Annotated in this window: 27 protein-coding genes; 11 read left to right on the top strand and 16 right to left on the bottom strand. The window is 57.7% G+C overall.

Annotated features, from left to right (window positions below):
• Positions 1-4: 4 nt before the first annotated feature.
• Positions 5-589 carry a ribosome maturation factor RimP gene (gene rimP, locus ACXYMP_RS01695; protein WP_298566926.1) on the bottom strand — a complete coding sequence of 195 codons (585 nt, stop codon included), beginning with the start codon at positions 587-589 and terminating at the stop codon, positions 5-7.
• A gap of 132 nt (positions 590-721) precedes the next feature.
• Positions 722-1,711: a prolyl aminopeptidase gene (gene pip / locus ACXYMP_RS01690; protein WP_298566925.1), complete on the bottom strand. Its 990-nt coding sequence runs from the start codon at positions 1,709-1,711 to the stop codon at positions 722-724.
• Between the two features lie 54 nt (positions 1,712-1,765).
• Here pip and ubiG point away from each other — a divergent pair, with 54 nt between their 5' ends.
• A complete protein-coding gene (ubiG, locus tag ACXYMP_RS01685; protein WP_298566924.1) occupies positions 1,766-2,518 on the top strand; it encodes a bifunctional 2-polyprenyl-6-hydroxyphenol methylase/3-demethylubiquinol 3-O-methyltransferase UbiG in 753 nt (250 codons plus the stop codon).
• A 15-nt stretch (positions 2,519-2,533) separates the two neighbouring features.
• Here ubiG and ACXYMP_RS01680 read toward each other — a convergent pair whose 3' ends face one another.
• From ACXYMP_RS01680 to ACXYMP_RS01660, 5 genes are read right to left on the bottom strand one after another with little or no spacing between them, the layout of a single operon-like run.
• Entirely contained in the window at positions 2,534-3,322 is a 789-nt protein-coding gene (locus ACXYMP_RS01680; protein WP_458903925.1) for a GNAT family N-acetyltransferase, read from the bottom strand.
• Entirely contained in the window at positions 3,319-3,765 is a 447-nt protein-coding gene (locus tag ACXYMP_RS01675; protein ID WP_458903923.1) for a MarR family winged helix-turn-helix transcriptional regulator, read from the bottom strand. Before ACXYMP_RS01675 ends, ACXYMP_RS01680 begins: the two co-directional genes overlap by 4 nt.
• Positions 3,765-4,583 carry a carbon-nitrogen hydrolase family protein gene (locus tag ACXYMP_RS01670; protein WP_298566920.1) on the bottom strand — a complete coding sequence of 273 codons (819 nt, stop codon included), beginning with the start codon at positions 4,581-4,583 and terminating at the stop codon, positions 3,765-3,767. The genes ACXYMP_RS01675 and ACXYMP_RS01670 overlap by 1 nt, the downstream gene beginning before the upstream one ends.
• 3 nt (positions 4,584-4,586) lie before the next feature.
• Entirely contained in the window at positions 4,587-4,844 is a 258-nt protein-coding gene (grxC, locus tag ACXYMP_RS01665; RefSeq protein ID WP_298566919.1) for a glutaredoxin 3, read from the bottom strand.
• Positions 4,845-4,892: 48 nt separating this feature from the next.
• Complete coding sequence (locus ACXYMP_RS01660; protein ID WP_458903920.1) at positions 4,893-5,609, bottom strand: double zinc ribbon domain-containing protein; 717 nt, start codon at positions 5,607-5,609, stop codon at positions 4,893-4,895.
• A 30-nt stretch (positions 5,610-5,639) separates the two neighbouring features.
• Here ACXYMP_RS01660 and ACXYMP_RS01655 point away from each other — a divergent pair, with 30 nt between their 5' ends.
• Both ACXYMP_RS01655 and hemH read left to right on the top strand, forming a co-directional pair.
• Positions 5,640-6,473 (top strand): methyltransferase domain-containing protein, encoded by an 834-nt coding sequence (locus ACXYMP_RS01655; protein WP_458903918.1) that lies wholly within the window; start codon positions 5,640-5,642, stop codon positions 6,471-6,473.
• Positions 6,474-6,524: 51 nt separating this feature from the next.
• The gene (gene hemH, locus ACXYMP_RS01650; RefSeq protein ID WP_458903916.1) at positions 6,525-7,559 is read left to right on the top strand and encodes a ferrochelatase; all 1,035 of its coding nucleotides are present in this window, start codon (positions 6,525-6,527) and stop codon (positions 7,557-7,559) included.
• A 3-nt stretch (positions 7,560-7,562) separates the two neighbouring features.
• On the opposite strand, the gene ACXYMP_RS01645 is transcribed toward hemH, so the two are convergent.
• Positions 7,563-8,483 (bottom strand): hypothetical protein, encoded by a 921-nt coding sequence (locus tag ACXYMP_RS01645; protein ID WP_298566915.1) that lies wholly within the window; start codon positions 8,481-8,483, stop codon positions 7,563-7,565.
• A gap of 97 nt (positions 8,484-8,580) precedes the next feature.
• Between ACXYMP_RS01645 and hslV the strand changes: the two genes are divergently transcribed.
• From hslV to ACXYMP_RS01630, 3 genes are read left to right on the top strand one after another with little or no spacing between them, the layout of a single operon-like run.
• The gene (hslV, locus tag ACXYMP_RS01640; protein WP_298566914.1) at positions 8,581-9,138 is read left to right on the top strand and encodes an ATP-dependent protease subunit HslV; all 558 of its coding nucleotides are present in this window, start codon (positions 8,581-8,583) and stop codon (positions 9,136-9,138) included.
• Positions 9,135-10,442 (top strand): ATP-dependent protease ATPase subunit HslU, encoded by a 1,308-nt coding sequence (gene hslU, locus ACXYMP_RS01635; protein WP_458903914.1) that lies wholly within the window; start codon positions 9,135-9,137, stop codon positions 10,440-10,442. The genes hslV and hslU overlap by 4 nt, the downstream gene beginning before the upstream one ends.
• A gap of 57 nt (positions 10,443-10,499) precedes the next feature.
• The gene (locus tag ACXYMP_RS01630; protein WP_298566911.1) at positions 10,500-11,594 is read left to right on the top strand and encodes an alpha/beta hydrolase; all 1,095 of its coding nucleotides are present in this window, start codon (positions 10,500-10,502) and stop codon (positions 11,592-11,594) included.
• Between the two features lie 3 nt (positions 11,595-11,597).
• On the opposite strand, the gene ACXYMP_RS01625 is transcribed toward ACXYMP_RS01630, so the two are convergent.
• From ACXYMP_RS01625 to ACXYMP_RS01615, 3 genes are read right to left on the bottom strand one after another with little or no spacing between them, the layout of a single operon-like run.
• Complete coding sequence (locus ACXYMP_RS01625) at positions 11,598-12,188, bottom strand: Smr/MutS family protein (protein WP_298566910.1); 591 nt, start codon at positions 12,186-12,188, stop codon at positions 11,598-11,600.
• Between the two features lie 4 nt (positions 12,189-12,192).
• Positions 12,193-13,221, bottom strand: coding sequence for a murein transglycosylase A (gene mltA / locus ACXYMP_RS01620; RefSeq protein WP_298566909.1), 1,029 nt, complete (start codon positions 13,219-13,221; stop codon positions 12,193-12,195).
• Complete coding sequence (locus tag ACXYMP_RS01615; RefSeq protein ID WP_298566908.1) at positions 13,221-13,880, bottom strand: Tim44/TimA family putative adaptor protein; 660 nt, start codon at positions 13,878-13,880, stop codon at positions 13,221-13,223. The genes mltA and ACXYMP_RS01615 overlap by 1 nt, the downstream gene beginning before the upstream one ends.
• Before the next feature lie 105 nt (positions 13,881-13,985).
• Here ACXYMP_RS01615 and ACXYMP_RS01610 point away from each other — a divergent pair, with 105 nt between their 5' ends.
• Positions 13,986-14,480 (top strand): FxsA family protein, encoded by a 495-nt coding sequence (locus ACXYMP_RS01610; RefSeq protein WP_298566907.1) that lies wholly within the window; start codon positions 13,986-13,988, stop codon positions 14,478-14,480.
• On the opposite strand, the gene idi is transcribed toward ACXYMP_RS01610, so the two are convergent.
• Positions 14,460-14,981 (bottom strand): isopentenyl-diphosphate delta-isomerase, encoded by a 522-nt coding sequence (gene idi / locus ACXYMP_RS01605; RefSeq protein WP_298566906.1) that lies wholly within the window; start codon positions 14,979-14,981, stop codon positions 14,460-14,462. The two genes, ACXYMP_RS01610 and idi, sit on opposite strands and share 21 nt — an antisense overlap.
• 104 nt (positions 14,982-15,085) lie before the next feature.
• Here idi and secB point away from each other — a divergent pair, with 104 nt between their 5' ends.
• Positions 15,086-15,577: a protein-export chaperone SecB gene (gene secB / locus ACXYMP_RS01600; protein ID WP_298566905.1), complete on the top strand. Its 492-nt coding sequence runs from the start codon at positions 15,086-15,088 to the stop codon at positions 15,575-15,577.
• Positions 15,578-15,592: 15 nt separating this feature from the next.
• On the opposite strand, the gene dnaQ is transcribed toward secB, so the two are convergent.
• Genes dnaQ through ACXYMP_RS01580 form a run of 4 tightly spaced genes read right to left on the bottom strand, consistent with a single transcriptional unit; the run spans position 15,593 to position 18,345 of the window.
• Positions 15,593-16,324, bottom strand: a complete 732-nt coding sequence (gene dnaQ, locus ACXYMP_RS01595) for a DNA polymerase III subunit epsilon (RefSeq protein WP_298566903.1) — start codon at positions 16,322-16,324, stop codon at positions 15,593-15,595.
• Complete coding sequence (coaE, locus tag ACXYMP_RS01590; protein WP_298566902.1) at positions 16,317-16,916, bottom strand: dephospho-CoA kinase; 600 nt, start codon at positions 16,914-16,916, stop codon at positions 16,317-16,319. Before coaE ends, dnaQ begins: the two co-directional genes overlap by 8 nt.
• Positions 16,913-17,749 carry a shikimate dehydrogenase gene (locus tag ACXYMP_RS01585; RefSeq protein ID WP_298566901.1) on the bottom strand — a complete coding sequence of 279 codons (837 nt, stop codon included), beginning with the start codon at positions 17,747-17,749 and terminating at the stop codon, positions 16,913-16,915. The genes coaE and ACXYMP_RS01585 overlap by 4 nt, the downstream gene beginning before the upstream one ends.
• Positions 17,746-18,345 carry a Maf family protein gene (locus tag ACXYMP_RS01580; RefSeq protein WP_458903908.1) on the bottom strand — a complete coding sequence of 200 codons (600 nt, stop codon included), beginning with the start codon at positions 18,343-18,345 and terminating at the stop codon, positions 17,746-17,748. Before ACXYMP_RS01580 ends, ACXYMP_RS01585 begins: the two co-directional genes overlap by 4 nt.
• Before the next feature lie 396 nt (positions 18,346-18,741).
• On the opposite strand from ACXYMP_RS01580, the gene ACXYMP_RS01575 reads away from it, so the two are divergent.
• The 3 genes from ACXYMP_RS01575 (at position 18,742) to mnmE (ending at position 21,915) form a co-directional block, all read left to right on the top strand.
• A complete protein-coding gene (locus ACXYMP_RS01575) occupies positions 18,742-19,191 on the top strand; it encodes a CopD family protein (RefSeq protein WP_298566899.1) in 450 nt (149 codons plus the stop codon).
• Positions 19,192-19,323: 132 nt separating this feature from the next.
• Positions 19,324-20,595, top strand: coding sequence for a transcription termination factor Rho (gene rho / locus ACXYMP_RS01570; protein ID WP_298566898.1), 1,272 nt, complete (start codon positions 19,324-19,326; stop codon positions 20,593-20,595).
• 30 nt (positions 20,596-20,625) lie between these two features.
• A complete protein-coding gene (mnmE, locus tag ACXYMP_RS01565) occupies positions 20,626-21,915 on the top strand; it encodes a tRNA uridine-5-carboxymethylaminomethyl(34) synthesis GTPase MnmE (protein WP_458903905.1) in 1,290 nt (429 codons plus the stop codon).
• The last annotated feature ends 5 nt before the right edge of the window (positions 21,916-21,920 follow it).

Here is a 21,920-nt window from a genome sequence, read left to right as displayed (position 1 = left end):
GGTCTCAGTCCTCCTCAGAACCGGTGATTTCTTGAATTTCATCAAACTGGGCTTCGTCGATTTGCCCAGCATCCTTGCGTTGGCGCAGGGCCTCGCGAATAAGGTCATCCGTCAGAACCAGCTTGGCTTCTGACAGCCAATCGAAGTCCAGACCGATCGTAACGGGTTCGCCGTGGTTTTCGATTTCGATCAGCACTTCGTTGCCTTCGACACCGGCGAGCGTTCCCTTGAACCGCTTGCGTCCGTCGATCAGCTCTGATGTTTCGATCTTGGCGACATTGCCGCTCCAGGCTTCGAAATCTTTCAGGCGCGTCAGGGGGCGATCAACGCCGGGCGACCCAACTTCGAGCGTATAGTTGTCTTCGATCGGGTCTTCGACATCCATGATCGCGCTGACCGCGGTCGAAATCTCGGCGCATTCATCGACTTCGATACCGCCTTCGGGGCGTTCGGCCATGATCTGCAATGTGGGCGTGTTGCCACCCATCAGGCGCAGGCGCACAAGCTCGAACCCCATCCCTTCGATCACGGGTTGGACGATATCGGCCAGACGTCGGTCGATCGCTGCTTTGGCAACAAGGTTGCTCACACATCTCTCCAAAACAAAAAAACGGGCCAGCGGGCCCGTCGGAATTTCCGGTGGAGCTTCGGGGGTGGAGGCCGAAGCACCGCTGTTGAAAAGGGATATAGGTCAGAAGGCATCCGGATGCAAGCTGAGTCTCTAAACCCCCAACGTGTCGCGCTGTCGGGCCAGCTTCTCCATCGTGCGCACCAGTTCGTCAGCGATACCGCGTTCTGACAAGGCATGACCAGCCATGTGGATCATGCGCAGTTCGGACGACGGCCAGCGTTGGTGCAGCGTCCACGCTGTTGTGGGCGGACAGATCATGTCATGACGCCCCTGCACGATCGTGCCCGGAATATGGGCGATACGCGGCATTCCGCGCAGGATGTGGCCATCTTCGTTCAAAAAGGCACCGTTGGTGAAATAGTGGTTTTCCAGCCGGGCAAAAGCACGGGCATAGTCGGCAGGGCTTTCGATCATCGCACCCGTATTGTGGATCGACGCCAGCGCATTTTCCCACCCCGTCCACGCCTTGGCAAAGCGAGCCTCCTCCCGGTAGTCGCCTGAAAACAGGCGGCGATTATATGCCGCAATCATGTTGTAGCGCTCAGCTTCGGGAATCATCTCTTCAAAGCGGCTCCAAAGTTCGGGCCAGAAGCGCCCGGCACCGCCGCCATAGAACCAGTCAAGTTCAGCTTTCGTGGCCAGAAACACACCACGCAGGACAAGCCATGCCACTTGGGCGGGGTGTTCCTGAGCATAAATCAGAGCAAGCGTCGCACCCCAGCTGCCACCAAACACGATCCAGCGGTCAATGCCCAATGTCAGGCGAATATGCTCGATATCTCGGATCAGATGCCATGTGGTGTTGGCTTCGATACTGGCATGCGGACGCGACCGGCCGCAGCCACGCTGGTCAAACAGGATGATGCGATACTGCTCTGGATCAAAGAACCGCCGCATCGCGGGTGACGACCCACCCCCCGGTCCACCATGCAGAACAACAACCGGTATTCCGTGCGGATTGCCGCTTTGCTCGACATACAGCCTATGCCCATCGCCCACATCCAACATCCGCCGATCAAAGGGGTCGATCGAGCGAAAGAGCCTTTGCGTGGCGTTGTTTTTTCCAGCGGCCTTGTCCATATGTCCTCTATATAATGGTGCGAACGTGCCTGCCATCAGAAAGAAAGCCCCGTCATGAGCGCAGAAGCCAAAACAACTGTCGATCCCGCCGAAGTCGCCAAGTTCGAAGCCATGGCCGCCGAATGGTGGGACCCGACCGGCAAGTTCAAACCGCTGCACATGATGAACCCGGTGCGTCTGGATTATATCACAAACCAGATCGCTGCTGAATTCGGTCGTGATCTGAATGATATCATGCCGTTCAAGGGGTTGCGCCTTCTGGATATCGGGTGTGGCGGCGGGCTTTTGTCAGAGCCCATGGCGCGCCTTGGCGCCACGGTGATTGGCGCGGATGCCGCACCGCGCAATATTCCGGTGGCGCAGCTACATGCCGAACAAATGGGGCTCAAGATCGACTATCGCCACACCACAGCCGAAGCGATGGCCGATGCGGGCGAGCAGTTTGATGTCGTTCTGAACATGGAAGTGGTCGAACATGTCGCCGATCCCCTGGCCTATCTGACGGCGTGCCAGCAACTGCTGAAACCCGGCGGGCTGATGGTGGCGTCGACAATCAATCGCAATCCGAAGAGCTTCATGGTCGCGATCGTCGGGGCCGAGCATGTAATGCGCTGGCTGCCCAAGGGAACGCATGAATGGTCCAAATTCATCACCCCGGACGAACTGGTTGCGCTGATCGATAGCGCGGGTCTGCGCGTCGTTGACCGCAAAGGCATGGTGTTCAGCCCGCTTGGTTGGAGCTGGTCAATCTCGGACACGGATCTGTCAGTGAACTATGCCGTCGCCTGTGTGAAACCCAAAGGCTAAAGCCGCACAGCGCGCCTAGCCGTCATCAGGTGGGCGAAACGCGCTGATCGTGGTTTCCAAGGCTGCAAAACCCGCCCGACGGTATAGTCGCCCGGCGTCGCTTTCTGCGTTCGCCACAATCACAGCCAATGCATCAGGCGCCCGCGCTCGCGCCCAATCAAGGCTCGCACAAAGAAGGGCCGAACAGATCCCTTGGCGTCGATGGTCGAAATGCGTCTGCACTGACTGATAGCGGATCAGCCGATCGTTATGAAAGATGCCCATATCACCGACCAGATCGGCCCCACGAAAAGCCCCGAACCACTGGCCCATCCGCTTTTCGATCTGGGCCCGCCGCCCTTTCGAGCGTTTGGACAGGAAGCTGTCCATGCCGCGAACCGGCATCTTGTCGGCCAGCAGATCACGCTTGGAGATCGCCTCGCTCTGCGCCCAGTCCGCAGCGCTCACAAGCGGTCGAATGGTGAGGCCCTTTGGGGCGCTGGCACGGTTTAGCTCTCCGCGCAGGGCCAGCGTTTCGGATTGCTCGACGACCAGATCGGTTTGAGCAAAAACCGTCCTGACATGGTCAAGCGGCAAATTTGGAATATCCCAGCCAAGGCAGATGTGCCGGGTATGCGGAAGATCCCCGTGGAAGCCGTCGATCACTTGCGCTGCGTCGCGTGGCGGATCACGAAACAGCACCCGGTTCCCGAACCAGAAATTCGGCTCGGCCGGCGTGGTCTGTATGATGCGGTCTGGCAGGTCCACAACGTCGCATTGGCCCGCCTGAACCATCAAGTCGGTGTCAAATTCAAGCGCCCTCATTCCAAATCGCTGAACAGCTGGCGCATTTCGCGCAGCACGGGAAGCACGTTTCGCACCTTCTCGGGTCCGATTTTGGTGACCATGTTGGCGATGATCGGTGTGATGGCCTGAAGGGCGACATCACGCGCCGACCGACCGGACGGCGAGATCGACACAAATTTACGGCGCGCGTCGTCCCAGTCGGGGCGGATATGAACGTGTCCGGCCCATTCCAGCTTGCTCAAGGTATTGGTCATGGCGCCACGCGTGACATGAAACGCCTTCGCCAATTGGGCAGGGCTTTTTTCCTCGTTCACCCGGGCCAGATGGTTGAGCACTGAAAAATGGCTCAGCTCCATCCCTTTTGGCAAGGCTTTCGAAAGGCGGTTGCGCGCCAGCTGGTCTGCCATGAACATTTCGCTGAATAGGGCGACCGAAAGGGTTTCAACCGAACTTTCTGACATCAGGGGCCCTCTATTTCGCGATCATGGTTCAATGACGGCACGCGTCGGCGCGACTGTTCCACGTCCGCTAGATCAAGATCAACCATTGTGATGCCCGGCACCTCGCCACCATCCGCCAAAACCTCTCCCCATGGGGAAACCACAAGCGAATGCCCATGCGTCGCGCGGGCTGGCCCGTTCTGTCCGCATTGCGCCGGGGCAAGAATGAACACACCGTTTTCGATCGCGCGTGCGCGCAGCAGGCTTTCCCAGTGCGCTTTGCCGGTGACGGGAGAGAATGCGGCTGGCACAGTAATGATTGTCGCGCCCGCCTTCGCAAGGCGGCGATACAAATGTGGAAACCGCATATCGTAACAGATCGTCATGCCGATTTTCGCAAACTCCGTGTCGGCGACAACCGCCTTGGTGCCCGGACGATAGGCTGCGCTTTCGCGGTAGGTCTCTGTTTCGTCGATCTGCACGTCGAACATGTGGATCTTGTCATAGCGCGCAACCACCGACCCATCAGGCGAAATCAGAAAAGAGCGGTTGGCAAAGCGCCCATCTTCATCGCCTGCCTTGATCGCAAGCGAGCCGATCAGAAGCCAGACGCCCAGCGCGCGGGCCTCTTCGCGCAGGCGAGCCAGAAAGGGATCGTCCTGCTCCGCATGAAGCACCTTGTTTTGATGGCGGCGACTGGTCGAAATGATGTTCGAGACTTCGGGCGTCAGGATAAAACGCGCACCTGCCTGCGCTGCGTCACGGATCATGGTGCGAACAACGGCCAGATTGGTTTGGGGATCGTCGCCTGCCGTGAACTGGATCAGCGCAACCTTCATGCCCTACGCAGCCAAAAGTGGGTCAAGTTTGCCTTCGCGCTCTAGCGCATACAGCTCGTCGCAGCCCCCGACATGGGTGTCACCGATAAAGATCTGCGGCACGGTGTGGCGCCCATGCGCGCGCGACATCATTTCCTGTCGCTTGTCGGGGTTCATCGCCACGTCGATTTCGTCGAACGCGATGTCTTTGCTGGTCAAAAGCCGCTTTGCCGCATGGCAAAAGCCGCATAATTGCGTCGTGTAGATCGTAACTGGCTTCATCTGCCGCTCCGCTTACTGCCCAATCGGTGGTGTCTGAACTATAAGGATCTAGGCATCACGCGCAACGCGGGCAAGGGCAAGCACCTGAACCGATTTCGCGCCCGCGTCCAGACACGCGTGGGTTGCCGCGTCGAAGGTGGCGCCCGAGGTCATGACATCGTCAAGGACAAGAACGTTCCGCCCGGCCAGAACCTTGCCATGCTTTGGGTGCGCAAGAACAGCGTTTTGCATATTTGCGAACCGGGTTTCGGCGTCCATGCCTTCGTGCGGGCGGGTGCGCTTGTGCCTGCATAAGGCGTCCGGCTGGTGGTCAAGGCACAGGGTGCGCGCCAAGGCCCGTCCAAGCTCTGCAGATTGGTTATAGCGACGCTTCAGCCGCCTTGACCAATGGATCGGAACCGGCACGATCAACGTGTCGGCAAGAAGCAATGGTGTAGCAGCACGCGCCAGCCAAGGCGCAGCCGCGCGCGCCAGCTCTGGTCGATCTCCGTGCTTGAGCGCCAAGACCAAACGCCGTGCGTTCCCCTTGTATAGCAACGCCGCCCGACCCCGCGACCAGGGTCGCTGGGTCGCAAGGCAGGCGTCGCAATAATCTTCGTGCCCATCCGCTTCGCCGGGCAAAGGATCACCGCACAGATCGCAGACATGTCCTTCGATGAACGGAGTTTCCCGCCAACAAGCCCCGCAAAGGGCAAAATCCGTTTCCGTTGGTGCATCGCAGCTAATACATTTCGGCGGGTAAAGGACGCTCAGCACCGATTGCATTTTTTATCCTTCCATCTATGGTCCGCGCCCATGACACGGCCAGATCCGGATACACCGCCAAACCTTACCGACCTTGGCCAGCTTGCACAGAACCGCAAACGCGCCCGCACAAGCGGGATGTTCCTGCACGAGCTTGCCGCGGATGAGGTCAAGGATCGCCTAACAGAGGTTAACAGAACGTTTACCAAGCCGGCGATTGTGACAGGTTTTCCAGAAATCTGGTCCAACGCCTTCCCCGATGCCAAGATTGTAGCTGATCAGGATGTGCTCGATTTGGATCAAGGCGCTCACGATCTGGTCGTTCACGGCTTATCGCTGCACTGGTCCAACGACCCGGTCGGGCAGCTGATACAAGCCAAACGCGCGCTGAAACCCGACGGACTTTTCATGGCCGTCCTGTTTGGCGGACAAACCTTGGCTGAACTGCGCGCCATTTTGTCCGAAGTCGAAATCGCCCAGACCGGAGGTCTGTCCCCTCGCGTGCTCCCGATGGGAGAGATCCGCGACCTTGGCGCGCTGCTGCAACGGGCAGGCTTTGCGCTTCCGGTAGCGGACAGCGATTTGAGAGAGGTCACCTATGGTTCTGCCACTGCCCTTTTTCGCGATCTGAGACTGATGGGAGAGCGAAATGCGCTGGAACAGAGACTGAAGTCGCCACTCACGCGCGCATTCTTACGCGAGATAGAGTCGCGCTATGCAGCGCATTTTCCAGCCGACCAGAACCGCATTTCAGCAAGCTTCGATTTGGTGTTTCTGACCGGCTGGGCCCCGGATGACAGTCAGCCAAAGCCACTTCGGCCTGGATCAGCTGCCGCACGGCTTGCAGACGCGCTTGGCACGGACGAAAGCAAATTGCCCGATTGACACCAGACCCGTGTCCCGCGATTGATCCAAGGTGCGAAACGGAGCGTAACCATGATTATGAAAAGACCTGCTGATCACCCCACAATGCCCGCCCGCAAGGTCGGCGTTCTGTTCGCCAATCTGGGCACGCCCGACGGCTATGATTATTGGTCCATGCGCCGCTATCTGAACGAGTTTCTGTCGGACAAGCGGGTGATCGACTACCCCGCGTGGAAATGGCAGCCGATCCTGCAGGGCATCATCCTGACCAAACGCCCCTTTTCGTCAGGCGAGGCATACAAGTCGATCTGGAACGAAGATCTGGACGAAAGCCCGCTGATGACCATCACAAAGCAACAGGTCGACAAGCTGCGCGCCGGGTTGGAAAAGCGGTTTGGGGCAGAAGTCGTGACTGATTATTGCATGCGCTATGGCAACCCTTCTACCAAATCGAAGGTGCAGGAAATGGTGGCCGCAGGCTGCGACCGCATTCTGTTTTTTCCGCTGTATCCACAATACGCGGGCGCGACGATGGGCACAGCAAACGACCAGTTCTTCCGCGCCCTGATGGAGGAAGCCTGGCAACCGGCGAGCCGGACCATCACGCCCTATTTCGACGACCCCGCCTATATCGACGCGCTGGCGCAGTCGGTCGAACGCGGCTATGCCGCAATGCCCAAGCGACCTGATCTATTGGTTGTGTCCTATCACGGCATGCCCGAACGCTATTTGAAGCAAGGTGATCCCTATCACTGCCAGTGCCAGAAAAGCACCCGCTTGCTGCAAGAGCGCTTGGGCTGGGACGAGGCAGACATCACAACCACCTTCCAATCCGTTTTCGGACCCGAAGAATGGCTCAAGCCCTACACCGTGAAAGAGGTCGCGCGGCTTGCTGAAACCGGCAAAAAGAACATCGCTGTAATCGCGCCTGCCTTCTCGGCGGATTGCATCGAAACGCTTGAGGAAATTCAGGAAGAAATTCAGGAGGCTTTCGTCGAGGCGGGCGGTGAAAGTTTCACCTATATTCCCTGTCTGAATGACGACGACGCCCATATCGAGGCCCTGATTGGTGTCGCCGCTCGCAATCTGTCAGGTTGGCTGGAATAGGCTCTAATCCACCTGCCAACCGCGACGGGCAAGGGTTTTCAGGATCTGGTCTTCACAATCTTCGGCATCCGCGCGAATGGCATTCATCATGGTGAACCAGTAGAGATACCGATCAAATTCGGGCTGCGACCCCAACGCCGCGGTAAAGGCATCGTCGATGCCCAAGTCGTGCGTGTTCGATGCAATATGGTGAAAATCTATCTTGCCAAACAGCACTGCGGGCTTGTGGAAAAAATAGCCGAAGAACGCGGCGGATGAGTTTTGCGTGACCACAAGCCGACAGGTTTTCAGCGCCTGCGTCATGTCGCCTGTCGTGATCGTCAAATTCGGGTGTTTCTGGCGCAGGCCATCCAGGGCAAGACGTTCCTTTTCGGAATACACCTCGCCGGGGTGAAGCCCTGCCAGAATGACATGCGCCGGGAACCGGGTCGCGGTTAGGTCCAACATCTCGACCGGACTTGTGGATTGAAAGCTTCGTTGACGCAGCAGCTTTCCCTGAAGCGGCACATAAATCGGGCCGTCGCGAGACACCGCTTTCGCCTCCCCTTTGAACAACCACTTCCGCCACTTGTCTGCCCAATCGGTTGCAGCCGCGCCATCAATGGTTGCCGCATCAAATGGCGTCTGGGCAACTTCGAACTCCCAACGCTTTGCCGACGCCTCGATCCGCCAGAAGGGGTAGAAGTAACTGCGCCTCATGGTCAGCGCCTTGGCGTGAATCGGATCGTCCATCAAGAACAGAGAGTAGCCCTTACGACCGGCCGATTTCAGCCGCTCTACGTCACTATTCTTGCGAAACTCGATGCGAAACCCGCGTGGCTCCAACGCATTTGCGATCCGGTTAACGAAGTTGAATCCTCCATTCCGCGCATGATCCAACATGTCGGGATTAAGATAAACGCGAAGGATTTTCTTTTCGGCCATGGCTGCACGCTAGCCCTGCGCAGCAACAAGAACAAGCCGAGGTGCTTGTCTGACCCGGCACCCACGTCCATATAGGATGAAATCGAACGGAGGCGACATGGCAGAGACAGATTTCCCCGGCTGGCACGGCACGACAATCATCGGCGTGCGCAAGGGCGACAAAGTGGTAATTGCGGGCGACGGGCAGGTCAGCCTTGGTCAAACCGTAATCAAAGGCACCGCGCGCAAGGTGCGCAGGCTTTCACCCGGCGGGTTTGATGTTGTGGCGGGGTTTGCGGGATCCACCGCGGATGCGTTCACCCTGCTTGAGCGTCTGGAAAAGAAGCTGGAGGCGACACCAGGGCAGTTGGCGCGCGCTTCGGTCGAGCTGGCCAAGGACTGGCGGACAGACAAATACCTGCAAAAGCTCGAAGCCATGCTGATCGTCACCGACGGGAAGGAGCTTCTGGTCATCACCGGCGCGGGCGATGTGCTGGAACCGGAACATGACGTGGCCGCCATTGGATCGGGCGGCAATTTTGCGCTGGCCGCCGCGCGCGGGTTGATGGAAAGCGATCTGGACGCCGAAGGCGTGGCGCGCAAAGCCATGGCGATTGCCGCTGACATCTGCGTTTACACAAACGGCAACCTGACTGTTGAGGAGATCAGCAAATGACCGACCTGACCCCCCGCGAAATCGTCAGCGAGCTGGACCGCTATATCATCGGGCAAAAAGACGCCAAACGCGCCGTGGCCGTGGCGCTGCGCAACCGCTGGCGGCGCAAGCAATTGGCCGATGATCTGCGCGACGAGGTGTACCCCAAGAACATCCTGATGATCGGCCCCACTGGCGTTGGTAAGACCGAGATCAGCCGCCGGCTGGCCAAACTGGCGCGCGCGCCATTCATTAAAGTTGAGGCGACAAAGTTCACTGAGGTTGGCTATGTCGGTCGCGACGTCGAACAGATCGTGCGCGATCTGGTGGATGCGGCGATCATGCAAACCCGTGAGCAAATGCGCGAAGACGTGAAAGCCCGCGCCGAAGCCGCCGCCGAAGATCGTGTGATCGAAGCGATTGCCGGCACCGATGCGCGCGACGCCACGCGCGAAATGTTTCGAAAGAAGTTGCGGTCTGGCGAGCTGGACGATCACGAGGTCGAAATTGATATCGCTGACAGCTCGAACCCGATGCAGATGTTCGACGTGCCGGGTCAGCCGGGGCAGGGCATGGGCATGATGAACCTTGGCGATATGTTCGGCAAAGCGTTTGGGCAACGCACCGTGAAACGCAAGATCACCGTGCGCGATAGCTATGACCTGCTGATCTCGGACGAAGCCGACAAGCTTTTGGATGACGAAACCGTCAACCGTGCGGCGTTGGAAGCGGTTGAGCAGAACGGCATCGTGTTCCTAGACGAAATTGACAAGGTCTGCGCCCGCGCCGATGCGCGCGGGGCCGATGTCAGCCGTGAAGGTGTGCAGCGCGATCTGCTGCCGCTGATTGAAGGCACGACCGTGTCGACCAAGCATGGGCCGGTCAAGACCGACCACATCTTGTTCATCGCATCAGGTGCATTCCATGTCGCCAAGCCGTCTGACCTTCTGCCCGAGCTGCAAGGCCGCCTTCCCATTCGGGTCGAGCTTCGCGCCCTGACGGAAGAAGATTTCGTGCGCATCCTGACCGAAACCGACAACGCGCTGACCCGCCAATACACAGCCTTGATGGGCACCGAGCAGGTAACCGTCGACTTTACCGAAGACGGAATTGCGGCCTTGGCCAGCATCGCGGCTGAGGTGAACCAGAGCGTTGAAAACATCGGCGCACGACGTCTTTACACCGTGCTGGAACGCGTGTTCGAAGAGCTTAGCTTCACCGCGCCTGACAAACCGGGCGAAACAGTGACCGTTGATAAAGGGTTCGTTCAGAAAAACCTTGGGGCGCTGATGACCTCGACCGATGTGAGCCGCTACATGCTTTGATGGCTATGCAGGCGGGGAAAGCTCGGTTATCCAATGGATGATCCGAGGAGACCCCGTTTGCGCCTATTCCATCACCTGACTTTGTTCCTGCTGCTCGTTTCCTGCGCTCCGCGTGGGGAGCTTACCCTGTTTGCCGGCGCCGGTCAGACGGGCGACCTGCAACGCATTTATGTCGGCACCACGCGTGAGATCGACGAGATGGGGTTTCCCAGCGGAAACCGCAGTCGTAACCTGATTTTCGGTCGCTTCGATGTCTCTGTGCCGCCAGAGCGGGAGCCGGGAAGCATCAATTGGCCATATTCAGCCAAACCGGATCCTGCCCAGCACTTCCTGCTCGACAACTTCTCGCCCATCGCAACATCCGAGGCCTTCAACAGCGCCTTGCGTCAAGAGCTTCGCTCGCGCCGGTCGGAATCCCGCACGGCGATTGTGTTTGTCCACGGTTTCAACAACAACTTTTCAGAAGGCCTTTATCGGTTTGCGCAGCTGACCGAGGATCTGGGCCTGCCCTTCTTGCCGGTCCATTATTCATGGCCCAGCGCGGGGCACCCGCTGGGATATGGTTATGACCGGGATTCGATGTTGATTGCACGTGACGGGTTGGAAACGACGCTAAGGTCCGTGTCCGAGGCCGGGGTGGACGAAATCCTTCTGGTTGGTCACTCGATGGGTGCCTTGTTGGCGATGGAGACGATGCGCCAGATGGCGATCGCCGATGGTCAGAAGGGGCTGCGCAAGATCGGTGGCGTCGTGCTGATTTCACCCGACATCGACATCGACGTGTTTCGCCAACAGGCAAACCGGATCGGCAAGCTGCCCGAGCCGTTCTATATCTTCTCGTCCACGCGCGACATCGCATTACGGCTGTCAGCTGGGCTAACCGGTCAAACTGCGCGGTTGGGCAACACAACGGATGTCGAACAGCTTGCCGAGCTTAACGTGACGATGGTTGATATCTCTGCCTTCAGCGATGGCAAGATTGATCACGCAACGGCGCTTGCCTCACCGTCCTTTTTGCGCCTGCTGCGGAAAGTGCCTGACCTAGGGGCGGCTTATGGCGCCGACCCTTCGGCACGGATCGGCCTGATACCGGGCACGGTGCTTGTTGTGCAGAACGCTACACGCCTGATCGTTCCGAACCTTGCTCAATAGGCGCTAGCGTCGCCGCCGCAGGTAGACGTAATAGGCGCCCTGACCACCATGTTTCAAATGGGCCTCGGTGATCTGAAGCACGTGCTGGCGCAGCGGCATCGTATGCAACCAATGGGGCACCTGGTGGCGCAGAACGCCATGGCGCACCGGGATCGGGCCGCCGTCGTCGCGGTGCTTGCCCTTACCGGTGATGATCAGCACCAACCGCCGGTCGGATGCGGCAGCCTCGAGTATAAAGCGGGTCAGCACTGGGTGAGCTTGGGCGATCGTCATACCGTGCAGATCAAGTCGGGCTTCAGGGGAAAGCCGCCCCTTTTTCATCTTGCCAAAGGTCTTGCGATCCATCGCGACGGGCTTTTGGGCGATCGCATCAGCCAGAACCGGCGCCAGTTCATGCGGTCGGGTGCTTGAGGATGTTCTTTCGCCCACCCGAAACCGGGATAGGTCGGTCTGCACAGGTGGCACCGGTTTTCGCGGGCGGTCAGGCAAAGGTTGGTCTGGCTTGCGCTGAAGCGGGTGCAGCCGGTCCGTGCTGTCTGTCACCTTCTTCCAAAGCGCCTTTTCTTCAGCGCTTAGATGTCTGGGGCGTCGCACGGGCCTATTCCTCTGGCAGGATGGCGAAGGCGCGCTGGATCGGCAGCAACACGATCATCCGGCCGGTGTCGCGAATCCTGCCTGCCAGAAGCCCCGCCTTATCCCCGGTTCCCCAGAAAATATCGGCACGCTGCGCACCCTTCACCCGCGACCCGGTATCTTGCGCGACCATGAGTCTGCGAAAGGGTTCTTCGCCGTCTTTTTCAAGCCAAACCGGTGCGCCAAGCGGCGTGTATTTCGGGTCCACCGCCAGCGATCTGTGCGCCGTAATGGATCGGTTCATCGCCCCAAGTGGTCCCTTTTCAGCCGCCACTTTGCCGATTTTGCGAAAGAAGACATAGGACGGGTTGGACATCAAAAGCTCATGCCCTGCTTCGGGGTTTCGCTTCACCCAATTCTGGATAACGCGCTGCGAGACCTGATGCCGGTTATAGACACCCTGGCGAACCAGCTCTTTCCCAAGAGATTTGAAGCTGTGGCCGTTTGATCCGCCATACCCCAGCCTGATGGTGCTTCCGTCAGGCAGCCGGATGCGACCCGACCCCTGAATTTGCAGAAACTGAAGTTCGACCGGGTCTTCGACCCACGCGATTTCAAGACCACGTTCGCGCAGCACACCACCTTCTTCTATATCGCGCCGCGACAACCAAAGGTCGTTTGCACCCAGCTCTGGTGGTTTGCGATAGACCGGATGTCGGAACCGAAGCGTCTCGGTCCGAGACCCTCGAATCTCAGGTTCGTAATAGGCGGTGAAAAGCGGGTCGTTGCCGTCCTTGATCAGGACAGGACGAAAAAACAGTTCAAAAAATGTTTTGCCGTCTTCTTGCGTTGCGCCAAGCGCACAAATCGGCCGCCACCGGGGATCATCAAGATCGCGACAGGTGTCCAGAAAGACCGACAATGCGGCTTGGTGGTCGTCCTGTTCCCAGCCCTCAAGCTCGTCAAAAGCAAGGATCGAAACGTCGGCATCCTGCAACCCAGCGAAAGCCGGGGCGCCCAAAAGGGCCAGCGCGCATGCCAGCCCCCGAAACATCATCCACCTGTGGCAACAAGCTGCCAGTTCGGGTTGTTCGATCCCATGACGCGCGCGAAGGTCCAGATGTCTTTCTGGCGCTTAACTTCGTTCGGGTTGCCCTCGATGATGTCGCCGCCCTTGTCCCGCAAGACCGACGTCAGCTCTCCGATAAAGCGCACCGTGACTTCGCCTTCGCGGCTGTCGGGGTCAAATTCGGCATCCACAAGCTTCAGCTCACGCAGCCCGACAAAGTTTGCCTCGACTGACAGGCCCTTCTTTTCGCGCTGCTCGACGACCGAAGCGAAGGTATCGTAAACCTCGTCGGACAGAAACGGTTTGATCTTCGCCATGTCGCCAGCTTCAAACCCCATCAGGATCATTTCATAGGCGCCCCGCGCGCCCCCCAGAAATTCGCTGACATTAAAGCTTGGTTCGGCGCCCTTCATGGCGGCAAGCGCCTTGGCGGCCGGGCTTCCGTCGGGAACGTGGTCCGTGATGTCGCTGTCCGGGCCACCTTCAATGACTTCAAACTGGTCGCGCGCGATGGCGCGATCATCATTGCGGGTCACTACAGGCTTTTCAAAACCTTCACGCGTGCCAAGCACGTCGCGCAGTCGCAAAATCAGAAACAGGGCAATTCCGGCAAGAACCAGAAGCTGGATCAGGGGTGAGCTCATTTATACCTCTTTTCAAGCGCCATATGGAAACGCGCTAACCGGTGACATATGTAGGTGCTGTGCGGGGTCAAGTCCACTGCTCGAAACGAAAAGGAGTGCAGCCTCATGTGGCTTTTTGCGCTATTCATCGCCGTTCCGCTGATCGAGATCGCCTTGTTCATTCAAGTCGGGGGCGCAATCGGCTTGTGGCCAACGCTCGCGATCGTCGTTTTGACGGCGATCGTCGGCACCCAACTCATGCGGGCGCAAGGTGCCTTGGCGATGTCACAACTGCGTGAAAGCTTCGGTCAACTGAACGATCCGACCGAGCCTTTGGCCCACGGCGCGATGATCTTGTTTTCCGGCGCTCTGCTGCTCACACCGGGGTTTTTCACCGATTTCGTTGGTTTTTCGCTGTTGATCCCGGCGGTTCGCCGCGCGGTGTATAATTGGGTGCGTGCACGTGTGCAGGTGCAGTCTTTCAGCATGGGGTCGCAGAACCCGCACGCCCGTCCGCCGCAGGACGAAGATGTGATTGACGCGGATTTTACGGACGTCACGCCGGAAAACCAATCAAAGCATCCTCGCGTGGATGGTCCGTCAGGCTGGACCAAAAACTGAGCGTGCGTGTTCTGACATGTAGATCTTGAGCCACGGGGTGAAGACCTCGGGCGTGTGCGCGATCTGCTGCTCTAGCGATTCGCGGGTCAGCCATTGCACCGCCTGAACCTCTGCTGGGTTCAGGGTCAGGCTGGGCATCGCGTCACAGTGAATGACAAACAGGTCGACGACCTCGTGTTCGACCAGGCCCCCGCCAACATCAGCGCGGTATTCCAGATTTTCGACCCATTTCGGCATACAGCCGGTGATGCCCAATTCCTCTTCCAACCGACGCTGGGCGCACAATGCGGGGTCTTCGCCCCAATGCGGATGGGTGCAACAGGTGTTCGCCCACAGGTTTGGCGTATGGTATTTTTCTGCCGCGCGCTGCTGGATCAGCACTTTGTCACCGTGAAACAGAAAAACCGACACGGCTTTGTGCTTCAGACCCTGTTTGTGGGCCTCAAGCTTTTCAACCGGGGTCAGCGTGTCGTCGCACCAAGCGGGGATCATCTCTGTCATAGTGATCAAATACCCGCAATTTTCGCGCGGTGAAACCCCTTGGTTGAGGGCCCGCGACCAAGGTGATAAGGACGATCCAAAGGTTTTTCCCGAAGGAGAAGACAATGGCCGAACAAGCCGCTGAACAGAAAGCCCCCGTTCCCCCCAAGATGCAAATTCTTGGCCAATTCATTCGCGACATGTCGTTTGAAAACATCCTGGCGCAAAAGGGCGCACAAGGAGAGGTTCAACCCGACATCAGCGTCGAGGTCGCCCTGGACGCCAAGAAGCGCACCGGTGACAACCAGTTCGAGGTTATCTCCAAATACACGGTCGGGTCGAAGAACAAGAACGGTGGCGAGCAGCTGTTTTTGATGGAGCTTGAGTATTCAGGCATCTTTCAGGTCGAAAACGTGCCCGAAGATCAGATGCACCCGTTTCTGATGATCGAATGCCCGCGCATGTTGTTCCCGTTTGTGCGTCGTATCGTGGCAGACGTGACCCGTGACGGGGGCTTCCCGTCGCTTAATCTGGATACGGTCGACTTCCTTGCGCTGTATCGTCACGAAATCGAGCGCCGGGCTGCTGCCGAACGCGGTGACACGCCGGTAAGCTAAGGTAGTCAGAACGCCTTAGCTGAACTTTTTCCAAAGCGCGCCGTCGCCCAGCTTTTCAACAAAAGCGTCATGGGCGGCGGCTTCTTTTTGACTGATCCGCGGGGGCAGCGGTTGGGGCCGGGGTTGCGGCCGCCAAGCCTCGGTCCTGGCGCCTGTTGTGTCGGACCCGGACCCTGCGGCAAGCACCAGATCGGGCTGGCGTCCACCGATCAGCTCCAAATAGACCTCGGCCAGAATTTCACTGTCCAACAGCGCGCCGTGTAACGTCCGAGAGGTGTTGTCGATGCCGAACCGTCTGCACAAGGCGTCCAACGATGCAGGCGAGCCGGGAAACTTCTTGCGCGCAATGGCCAGTGTGTCAGTGGCTTGTTCCCAAGGGATCGCTGGCAGACCCATCCATTTCAGCTCGGCATTCAGAAACTTCATGTCAAAGCTGGCGTTGTGGATCACAAGCTTCGCGTCACCGATGAAATCGACAAACGCCTGACCCACAGATTTGAAAACTGGCTTGTCCTTCAACGTCACCTCGCCTTTCGCGGCGGGTCGTGGTTGGATCAAAAGGTCTGGGCCAATGCCGTGCACGCCGAACGCCTCGTCCGGCATGTCGCGTTCGGGATTGATATACTGATGGTAGGTCTTTCCGGTCGGCATGTGGTTGAACAGCTCAAGACAGCCGATTTCAACGATCCGGTCCCCGCTTTCGGGGTCGAACCCTGTGGTTTCAGTATCAAGCACGATTTCACGCATGGTCCAACCGCTCCTTCACGTCGGCAAGCACCTGTTTCACGGCATGCCGCGCCCCGTCCATCGTTTCCGTCGGGATCACGACATCCGCCCGGCTTCTTTTTTCGGCATCTGGAAGCTGTTTTGCAAGGATGGTCTTGAACTGGGCGTCTGTCATCGACCCGCGTGATAGCACGCGGTCGCGTTGCACGTCTGATGGGGCAGATACAACGACAACCAGATCGACATGGCGGTTGGCGCCGGTTTCAAACAGCAGCGGAATATCCAGGACAACGATCGGGGACCGGGTGTCGGCTAGAAACCTTTTTCTGTCTGATGCGACCAGTGGATGAACGACTTCTTCCAGCTTTTTCAATGCCTTGTCGTCGCTTGCGATCCACGTCTTCAGCGCATCACGATCAACGCCACCGTCGATAATCGCCTCGGGGCAAAGCGCGCGCACCGGCGCGACCGCTGCCCCTTCGGGCGCATAGATCCGGTGCACAGCGGCGTCTGCGTCCCAGACCGGAACGCCCTCGTCGGCAAACATCTGAGCGGTGGTAGATTTGCCCATCCCGATCGAGCCGGTCAGTCCAATGATAAACGGGCCGCTCATCGACCAATTACGGCCGCGCGCAAGCCATCATCCACCTTCGGTCGCAATCCGAACCAGCGTTCAAAGCCTGGCACGGCCTGATGCAATAACATGCCCAAACCGTCCACCACTGTGCAGCCGGCCTTTTCAGCTTCGCTAAGGAAGTGCGTGCGGAGCGGTGTATAGACCAGATCCGTCACCACCGCACCGGGCTTCAAGCCATCAAGCGGCACCCGGAATTCCTGCTTGCCCACCATCCCAAGCGAGGTGGTGTTCACGACCGTTGCCGCGCCTTCCAGCATGTTGCCGGCCTGAAGCCAGTCAAAGACCTTGATGCGGGTACCGAACTCCGCCCGCAACGCATCGGCGCGCGCGCGGGTGCGATTGGCCAACCGGATTTCCGGCGCGCCCACCTCGATCAAAGAGGCGATGACAGCCCGCGCAGCACCCCCCGCCCCGAAAACAACGGCTGGCCCAGCCGTCGGCGTCCATCCCGGCGCGCCCTGACGCAGGTTTTCCGTGAACCCGTAGCCGTCTGTGTTGTCGGCATGGATTTTCCCATCGGCGCGGAAAATCAGCGTGTTCGCCGCCCCGATCAGCGCAGCGCGGTCGGTGACGATATCTGCCAGCGACAACACGGTTTCCTTGTGCGGTATCGTAACGTTCACGCCAACAAACCCGGCCTTGGGCAAAGTGCGCACGACCCGCTCCAAGTCTTCGTTAACGACTCGCATCGGGATATAGTGCCCGTTGATGCCCAATGTTTTGAGCCAATGGCCGTGCAGTCGCGGGGACAAAGAGTGTTCAATCGGATCCCCGATTACACCAGCCAAAGGGATGCGTGTTTCGCTCATATTCTAAGATCTCCTCGCAAGATCAGGTATGACAGCAGGTCGGTCAGCGGCAAACCCAAAACATTGAAATAATCGCCGTCAACTTTTGCGAACAGCCGAACGCCTTCTTCCTCGAGCTTATAGGCACCGACAGAATGGCGGATACTGTCCCAATTGCGGGTGACGTAGTCGTCGACATAGGCCGCAGACAAGTCTCGCATCCGCAGACGAACCATCCCCACCTGACGCCAGATGGGCTTGCGATCTTCATACAAGACCGCGGCCGACAAGAGGCGATGCGTCTGGCCTGACATCTCCATCAATTGAGCCTTTGCGTCGTCCGGGTCGCGGGGCTTTGACAGAACCTTTCCGCCAATCTCTGCGATCTGATCACAGCCCAGAACCAGCCGATCGGGGTTCTTGTCTGCTATCTTGCGGGCTTTGAACTCAGCCAACGCATCGGCCAGATCGCGCGGAGAGGTGCCCTCGGCCTCCAGCGAGGCGCGGATCGTTTCTTCGTCTATACGGGCGGGTTGAATTTCGATATCAACACCAGCGTTTCGCAACAGTTGCGCCCGGATTTCCGAACGAGAGGCAAGAATCAACGTGGCGCTCATCTGATAACCCTGTGGAAAAACTCTGTTTGTTCCGGTGTCGAAAAACATGGAAAACCGTGCCCTGACTTCGATCCGGGATAACTCATCCCACCACTAAGATAAAATCCTGAATTCTTCCACTGTTGGGAAAATTCTTCTGTTGGTGTGGATATCAGGAAACGGTTCGAAACTGTCCCTTGAGTTATCCCCATTGGAACTGCCCGCTTCTTCCTTGTTTTTCACGTCATCCGTGATTTATCCAGAAAAGTATCCTCTGCTTTTGCCTCTGTGCGAAAGGGGCGGGATAATCCATTAATCCCCATTATCCACAGGCCCTACAAAAACATCATCTTTTCTTTCTCTTCTTTATTATTTTAAGAAGGCCTGAACCCGGTGGTCAGACAAGGAGTGCTTAGAATGGGTGATTTTCTTGCTGATGTTTATCCATGGACAAAATCGCTTCATGTCATCTCGGTGATCGCTTGGATGGCAGGGCTGTTCTATCTGCCTCGTCTGTTTGTCTATCACGTAGAAGTCGTCGGATCGGGCAATGAAACCGATGATCTGTTTCAGACGATGGAACGTCGCCTTTTGAAAGCGATCATGAATCCCTCCATGATCAGCACTTGGATCTTCGGGCTGTGTCTGGTGTTCACGCCGGGGATTGTCGATTGGTCGATGGTTTGGCCATGGACCAAGGGGCTTTCCGTGATTTTGATGACCTGGTTTCATATGTGGCTTGCAGGGCGGCGCAAAGATTTCATCGCGGGGACCAACACGCTGACCGGCCGTCGCTATCGGATGATGAATGAATTCCCGACATTGCTGATGCTTGTGATCGTGTTTTCAGTGATTGTTAAATTCTGAAATCGTTGACTCGTGCGGCAATCGCGCATATGTCGGCGTCAAGCGAGCCGTCCGGCTGTCCGCATTTCCCATTTCTAATCAGACCGCATCTGTCCAAATTTTTGCTGTCTTGAGGCCAATCAGAGCATCCCCATGTCCGAAAACCGTCTGAATCTAGCTGAACTCAAAGCCAAAAGCCCGAAAGAGCTTGTGAACATGGCGGAAGAGCTTGAAATCGAAAACGCATCCACCATGCGCAAGGGCGAGATGATGTTCTCGATCCTGAAAGAGCTGGCGGATGATGAATGGATCATCGGTGGCGACGGCGTGTTGGAAGTCGTGCAAGACGGCTTTGGCTTTCTGCGCTCACCCGAAGCGAACTATCTGTCAGGTCCTGATGATATTTACGTTTCCCCCGACGTGATCCGCCAGTATTCGCTGCGCACTGGTGATACGATCGAAGGGATCATTCAGGCCCCACGGGAAAACGAAAACTACTTTGCCATCACGAAGGTTGAAAAGATCAACTTCGGCGATCCGGAGCTGGCCAAACACAAAGTGGCGTTTGACAACCTGACCCCGTTGTATCCCGATGAACGCCTGAAGATGGAAATTGAAGACCCCACCATCAAAGACCGCTCGGCCCGGATCATTGACCTGGTGTCACCGATCGGGAAAGGCCAACGGGCATTGATCGTGGCGCCGCCGCGGACGGGTAAAACCGTGCTGTTGCAAAACATCGCCCATTCGATCGAAACCAATCACCCGGAATGCTATCTGATCGTTTTGCTGATCGACGAGCGCCCGGAAGAAGTGACCGACATGCAGCGGTCAGTGAAGGGCGAAGTTGTATCATCGACCTTCGACGAACCCGCCACCCGCCACGTGGCCGTCGCCGAGATGGTGATCGAGAAAGCCAAGCGCTTGGTCGAACACAAACGTGATGTCGTGATCTTGCTGGACTCGATCACACGTCTGGGACGTGCCTTCAACACGACTGTGCCGTCCTCTGGCAAGGTCTTGACCGGCGGTGTGGATGCCAATGCGCTGCAACGCCCAAAGCGGTTCTTCGGTGCTGCACGGAATATTGAAGAGGGCGGGTCGCTGACCATCGTGTCGACCGCTTTGATCGATACCGGTTCGCGGATGGATGAGGTGATCTTTGAGGAATTCAAAGGCACCGGCAACAGCGAGATTGTGCTGGACCGCAAGGTCGCTGACAAGCGGGTATTCCCAGCCATCGACATCCTCAAGTCCGGCACGCGGAAGGAAGAACTGCTTGTTGATGCAAAAGATCTGCATAAAACCTTTGTGCTTCGTCGTATCTTGAATCCGATGGGCACCACAGACGCGATTGAATTCTTGATCTCGAAGCTCAAACAAACGAAGTCGAATGCAGAGTTCTTTGATTCAATGAACACGTAACTTATTGTTATAAAACAATGGGTTAGATATATGGATACGATTTTTGCTCTTGCCAGTGCCCGCGGGAAAGCGGGTGTTGCAGTGGTCCGGATTTCCGGGCCACATGCGTTTTCGGCTGCGCGACAGATGGCAGGCAGCCTTCCACCCGTCCGCAATGCAGGGCTGAGAAAGCTAAGAACGACTGACGGCACCATCTTGGATGAAGCGCTGGTGATCTGTTTTGACTCGGGTGCCAGTTTTACCGGGGAAGATGTCGTCGAGCTTCAGCTGCATGGTTCAAGTGCTGTCGAGCGAGGTGTGCTGTCCGCGCTCTCTCGTATTCCAAACCTTCGCCTTGCAGAGCCTGGGGAGTTTACGCGCCGCGCCTTGGAAAACGAATGTCTCGATCTGGCACAGGTTGAAGGCTTGGCCGACTTGCTTGATGCGGAAACCGAAGCGCAGCGGCGTCAGGCCTTCGCTGTTCTGTCTGGCGCGCTTGGTGATACGGCAGAAGGCTGGCGGCGCGATCTGATCCGAGCGGCGGCGTTGCTTGAGGCGACCATTGATTTCGCAGACGAAGATGTTCCGGTCGATGTCTCGCCCGAAGTGAACGCTCTTTTGGATGATGTGCTGACAAAGCTGCGCAAGGAAACGTTGGGAACGCGGATTGCAGAACGCATACGCGACGGTTTTGAAGTGGCGATTGTCGGGCGGCCGAATGCTGGTAAATCGACATTGCTGAACGCTCTAGCGGGTCGCGATGCCGCGATAACCTCTGAGATTGCGGGCACAACGCGAGATGTGATCGAGGTTCAGATGGAGCTTGCCGGGCTTGCGGTTACGGTTCTTGATACTGCTGGCCTTCGCAAAGCAACGGATGAAATCGAAGCGATTGGTGTCGAGCGCGCATTGACGCGTGCTCAAGCCGCTGATCTGCGGGTTTTTCTTTTGGATTCAGCGCAGGACGAGCTTCTGATGCAACCCCGTGACGACGATATTGTTGTCTATGGGAAAGCCGATCTGAGCGCATCGGCCGGGTTTTCTGTGTCTGGGCGCACCGGGCAGGGGGTGGATGAGCTTATCAACCGCATCGCCTCGGTTCTAGAGCGACGGGTTCAAGGCGCCGGCATCGCAACCCGTGAACGGCACAGGGTTGCCATGACCGGTGCGCTTGCCGCTTTGGAAGATGCTCGAATCGAGATACAACACGGTCCTGAGCGTGCAGAATTTGCCGCAGAAGAGATCAGAACAGCGATCAGAGCCCTTGATAGTTTGGTTGGTCGTGTCGATGTAGAGCACCTGTTGGATGAAATCTTTGCAAGCTTTTGCCTTGGAAAGTAACGACC

Source organism: Aliiroseovarius sp. CAU 1755 (assembly GCF_054482655.1).
This window is presented reverse-complemented; position numbering and strand designations above follow the sequence as displayed.

Coding starts and splice junctions, on each gene's coding strand:
- pip (WP_298566925.1), bottom strand. CDS start 1,711: ATGGACAAGGCCGCTGGAAAAAACAACGCCACGCAAAGGCTCTTTCGC.
- ubiG (WP_298566924.1), top strand. CDS start 1,766: ATGAGCGCAGAAGCCAAAACAACTGTCGATCCCGCCGAAGTCGCCAAG.
- ACXYMP_RS01680 (WP_458903925.1), bottom strand. CDS start 3,322: ATGAGGGCGCTTGAATTTGACACCGACTTGATGGTTCAGGCGGGCCAA.
- ACXYMP_RS01675 (WP_458903923.1), bottom strand. CDS start 3,765: ATGTCAGAAAGTTCGGTTGAAACCCTTTCGGTCGCCCTATTCAGCGAA.
- ACXYMP_RS01670 (WP_298566920.1), bottom strand. CDS start 4,583: ATGAAGGTTGCGCTGATCCAGTTCACGGCAGGCGACGATCCCCAAACC.
- grxC (WP_298566919.1), bottom strand. CDS start 4,844: ATGAAGCCAGTTACGATCTACACGACGCAATTATGCGGCTTTTGCCAT.
- ACXYMP_RS01660 (WP_458903920.1), bottom strand. CDS start 5,609: ATGCAATCGGTGCTGAGCGTCCTTTACCCGCCGAAATGTATTAGCTGC.
- ACXYMP_RS01655 (WP_458903918.1), top strand. CDS start 5,640: ATGACACGGCCAGATCCGGATACACCGCCAAACCTTACCGACCTTGGC.
- hemH (WP_458903916.1), top strand. CDS start 6,525: ATGATTATGAAAAGACCTGCTGATCACCCCACAATGCCCGCCCGCAAG.
- ACXYMP_RS01645 (WP_298566915.1), bottom strand. CDS start 8,483: ATGGCCGAAAAGAAAATCCTTCGCGTTTATCTTAATCCCGACATGTTG.
- hslV (WP_298566914.1), top strand. CDS start 8,581: ATGGCAGAGACAGATTTCCCCGGCTGGCACGGCACGACAATCATCGGC.
- hslU (WP_458903914.1), top strand. CDS start 9,135: ATGACCGACCTGACCCCCCGCGAAATCGTCAGCGAGCTGGACCGCTAT.
- mltA (WP_298566909.1), bottom strand. CDS start 13,221: ATGTTTCGGGGGCTGGCATGCGCGCTGGCCCTTTTGGGCGCCCCGGCT.
- ACXYMP_RS01615 (WP_298566908.1), bottom strand. CDS start 13,880: ATGAGCTCACCCCTGATCCAGCTTCTGGTTCTTGCCGGAATTGCCCTG.
- ACXYMP_RS01610 (WP_298566907.1), top strand. CDS start 13,986: ATGTGGCTTTTTGCGCTATTCATCGCCGTTCCGCTGATCGAGATCGCC.
- idi (WP_298566906.1), bottom strand. CDS start 14,981: ATGACAGAGATGATCCCCGCTTGGTGCGACGACACGCTGACCCCGGTT.
- secB (WP_298566905.1), top strand. CDS start 15,086: ATGGCCGAACAAGCCGCTGAACAGAAAGCCCCCGTTCCCCCCAAGATG.
- dnaQ (WP_298566903.1), bottom strand. CDS start 16,324: ATGCGTGAAATCGTGCTTGATACTGAAACCACAGGGTTCGACCCCGAA.
- coaE (WP_298566902.1), bottom strand. CDS start 16,916: ATGAGCGGCCCGTTTATCATTGGACTGACCGGCTCGATCGGGATGGGC.
- ACXYMP_RS01585 (WP_298566901.1), bottom strand. CDS start 17,749: ATGAGCGAAACACGCATCCCTTTGGCTGGTGTAATCGGGGATCCGATT.
- ACXYMP_RS01580 (WP_458903908.1), bottom strand. CDS start 18,345: ATGAGCGCCACGTTGATTCTTGCCTCTCGTTCGGAAATCCGGGCGCAA.
- ACXYMP_RS01575 (WP_298566899.1), top strand. CDS start 18,742: ATGGGTGATTTTCTTGCTGATGTTTATCCATGGACAAAATCGCTTCAT.
- rho (WP_298566898.1), top strand. CDS start 19,324: ATGTCCGAAAACCGTCTGAATCTAGCTGAACTCAAAGCCAAAAGCCCG.
- mnmE (WP_458903905.1), top strand. CDS start 20,626: ATGGATACGATTTTTGCTCTTGCCAGTGCCCGCGGGAAAGCGGGTGTT.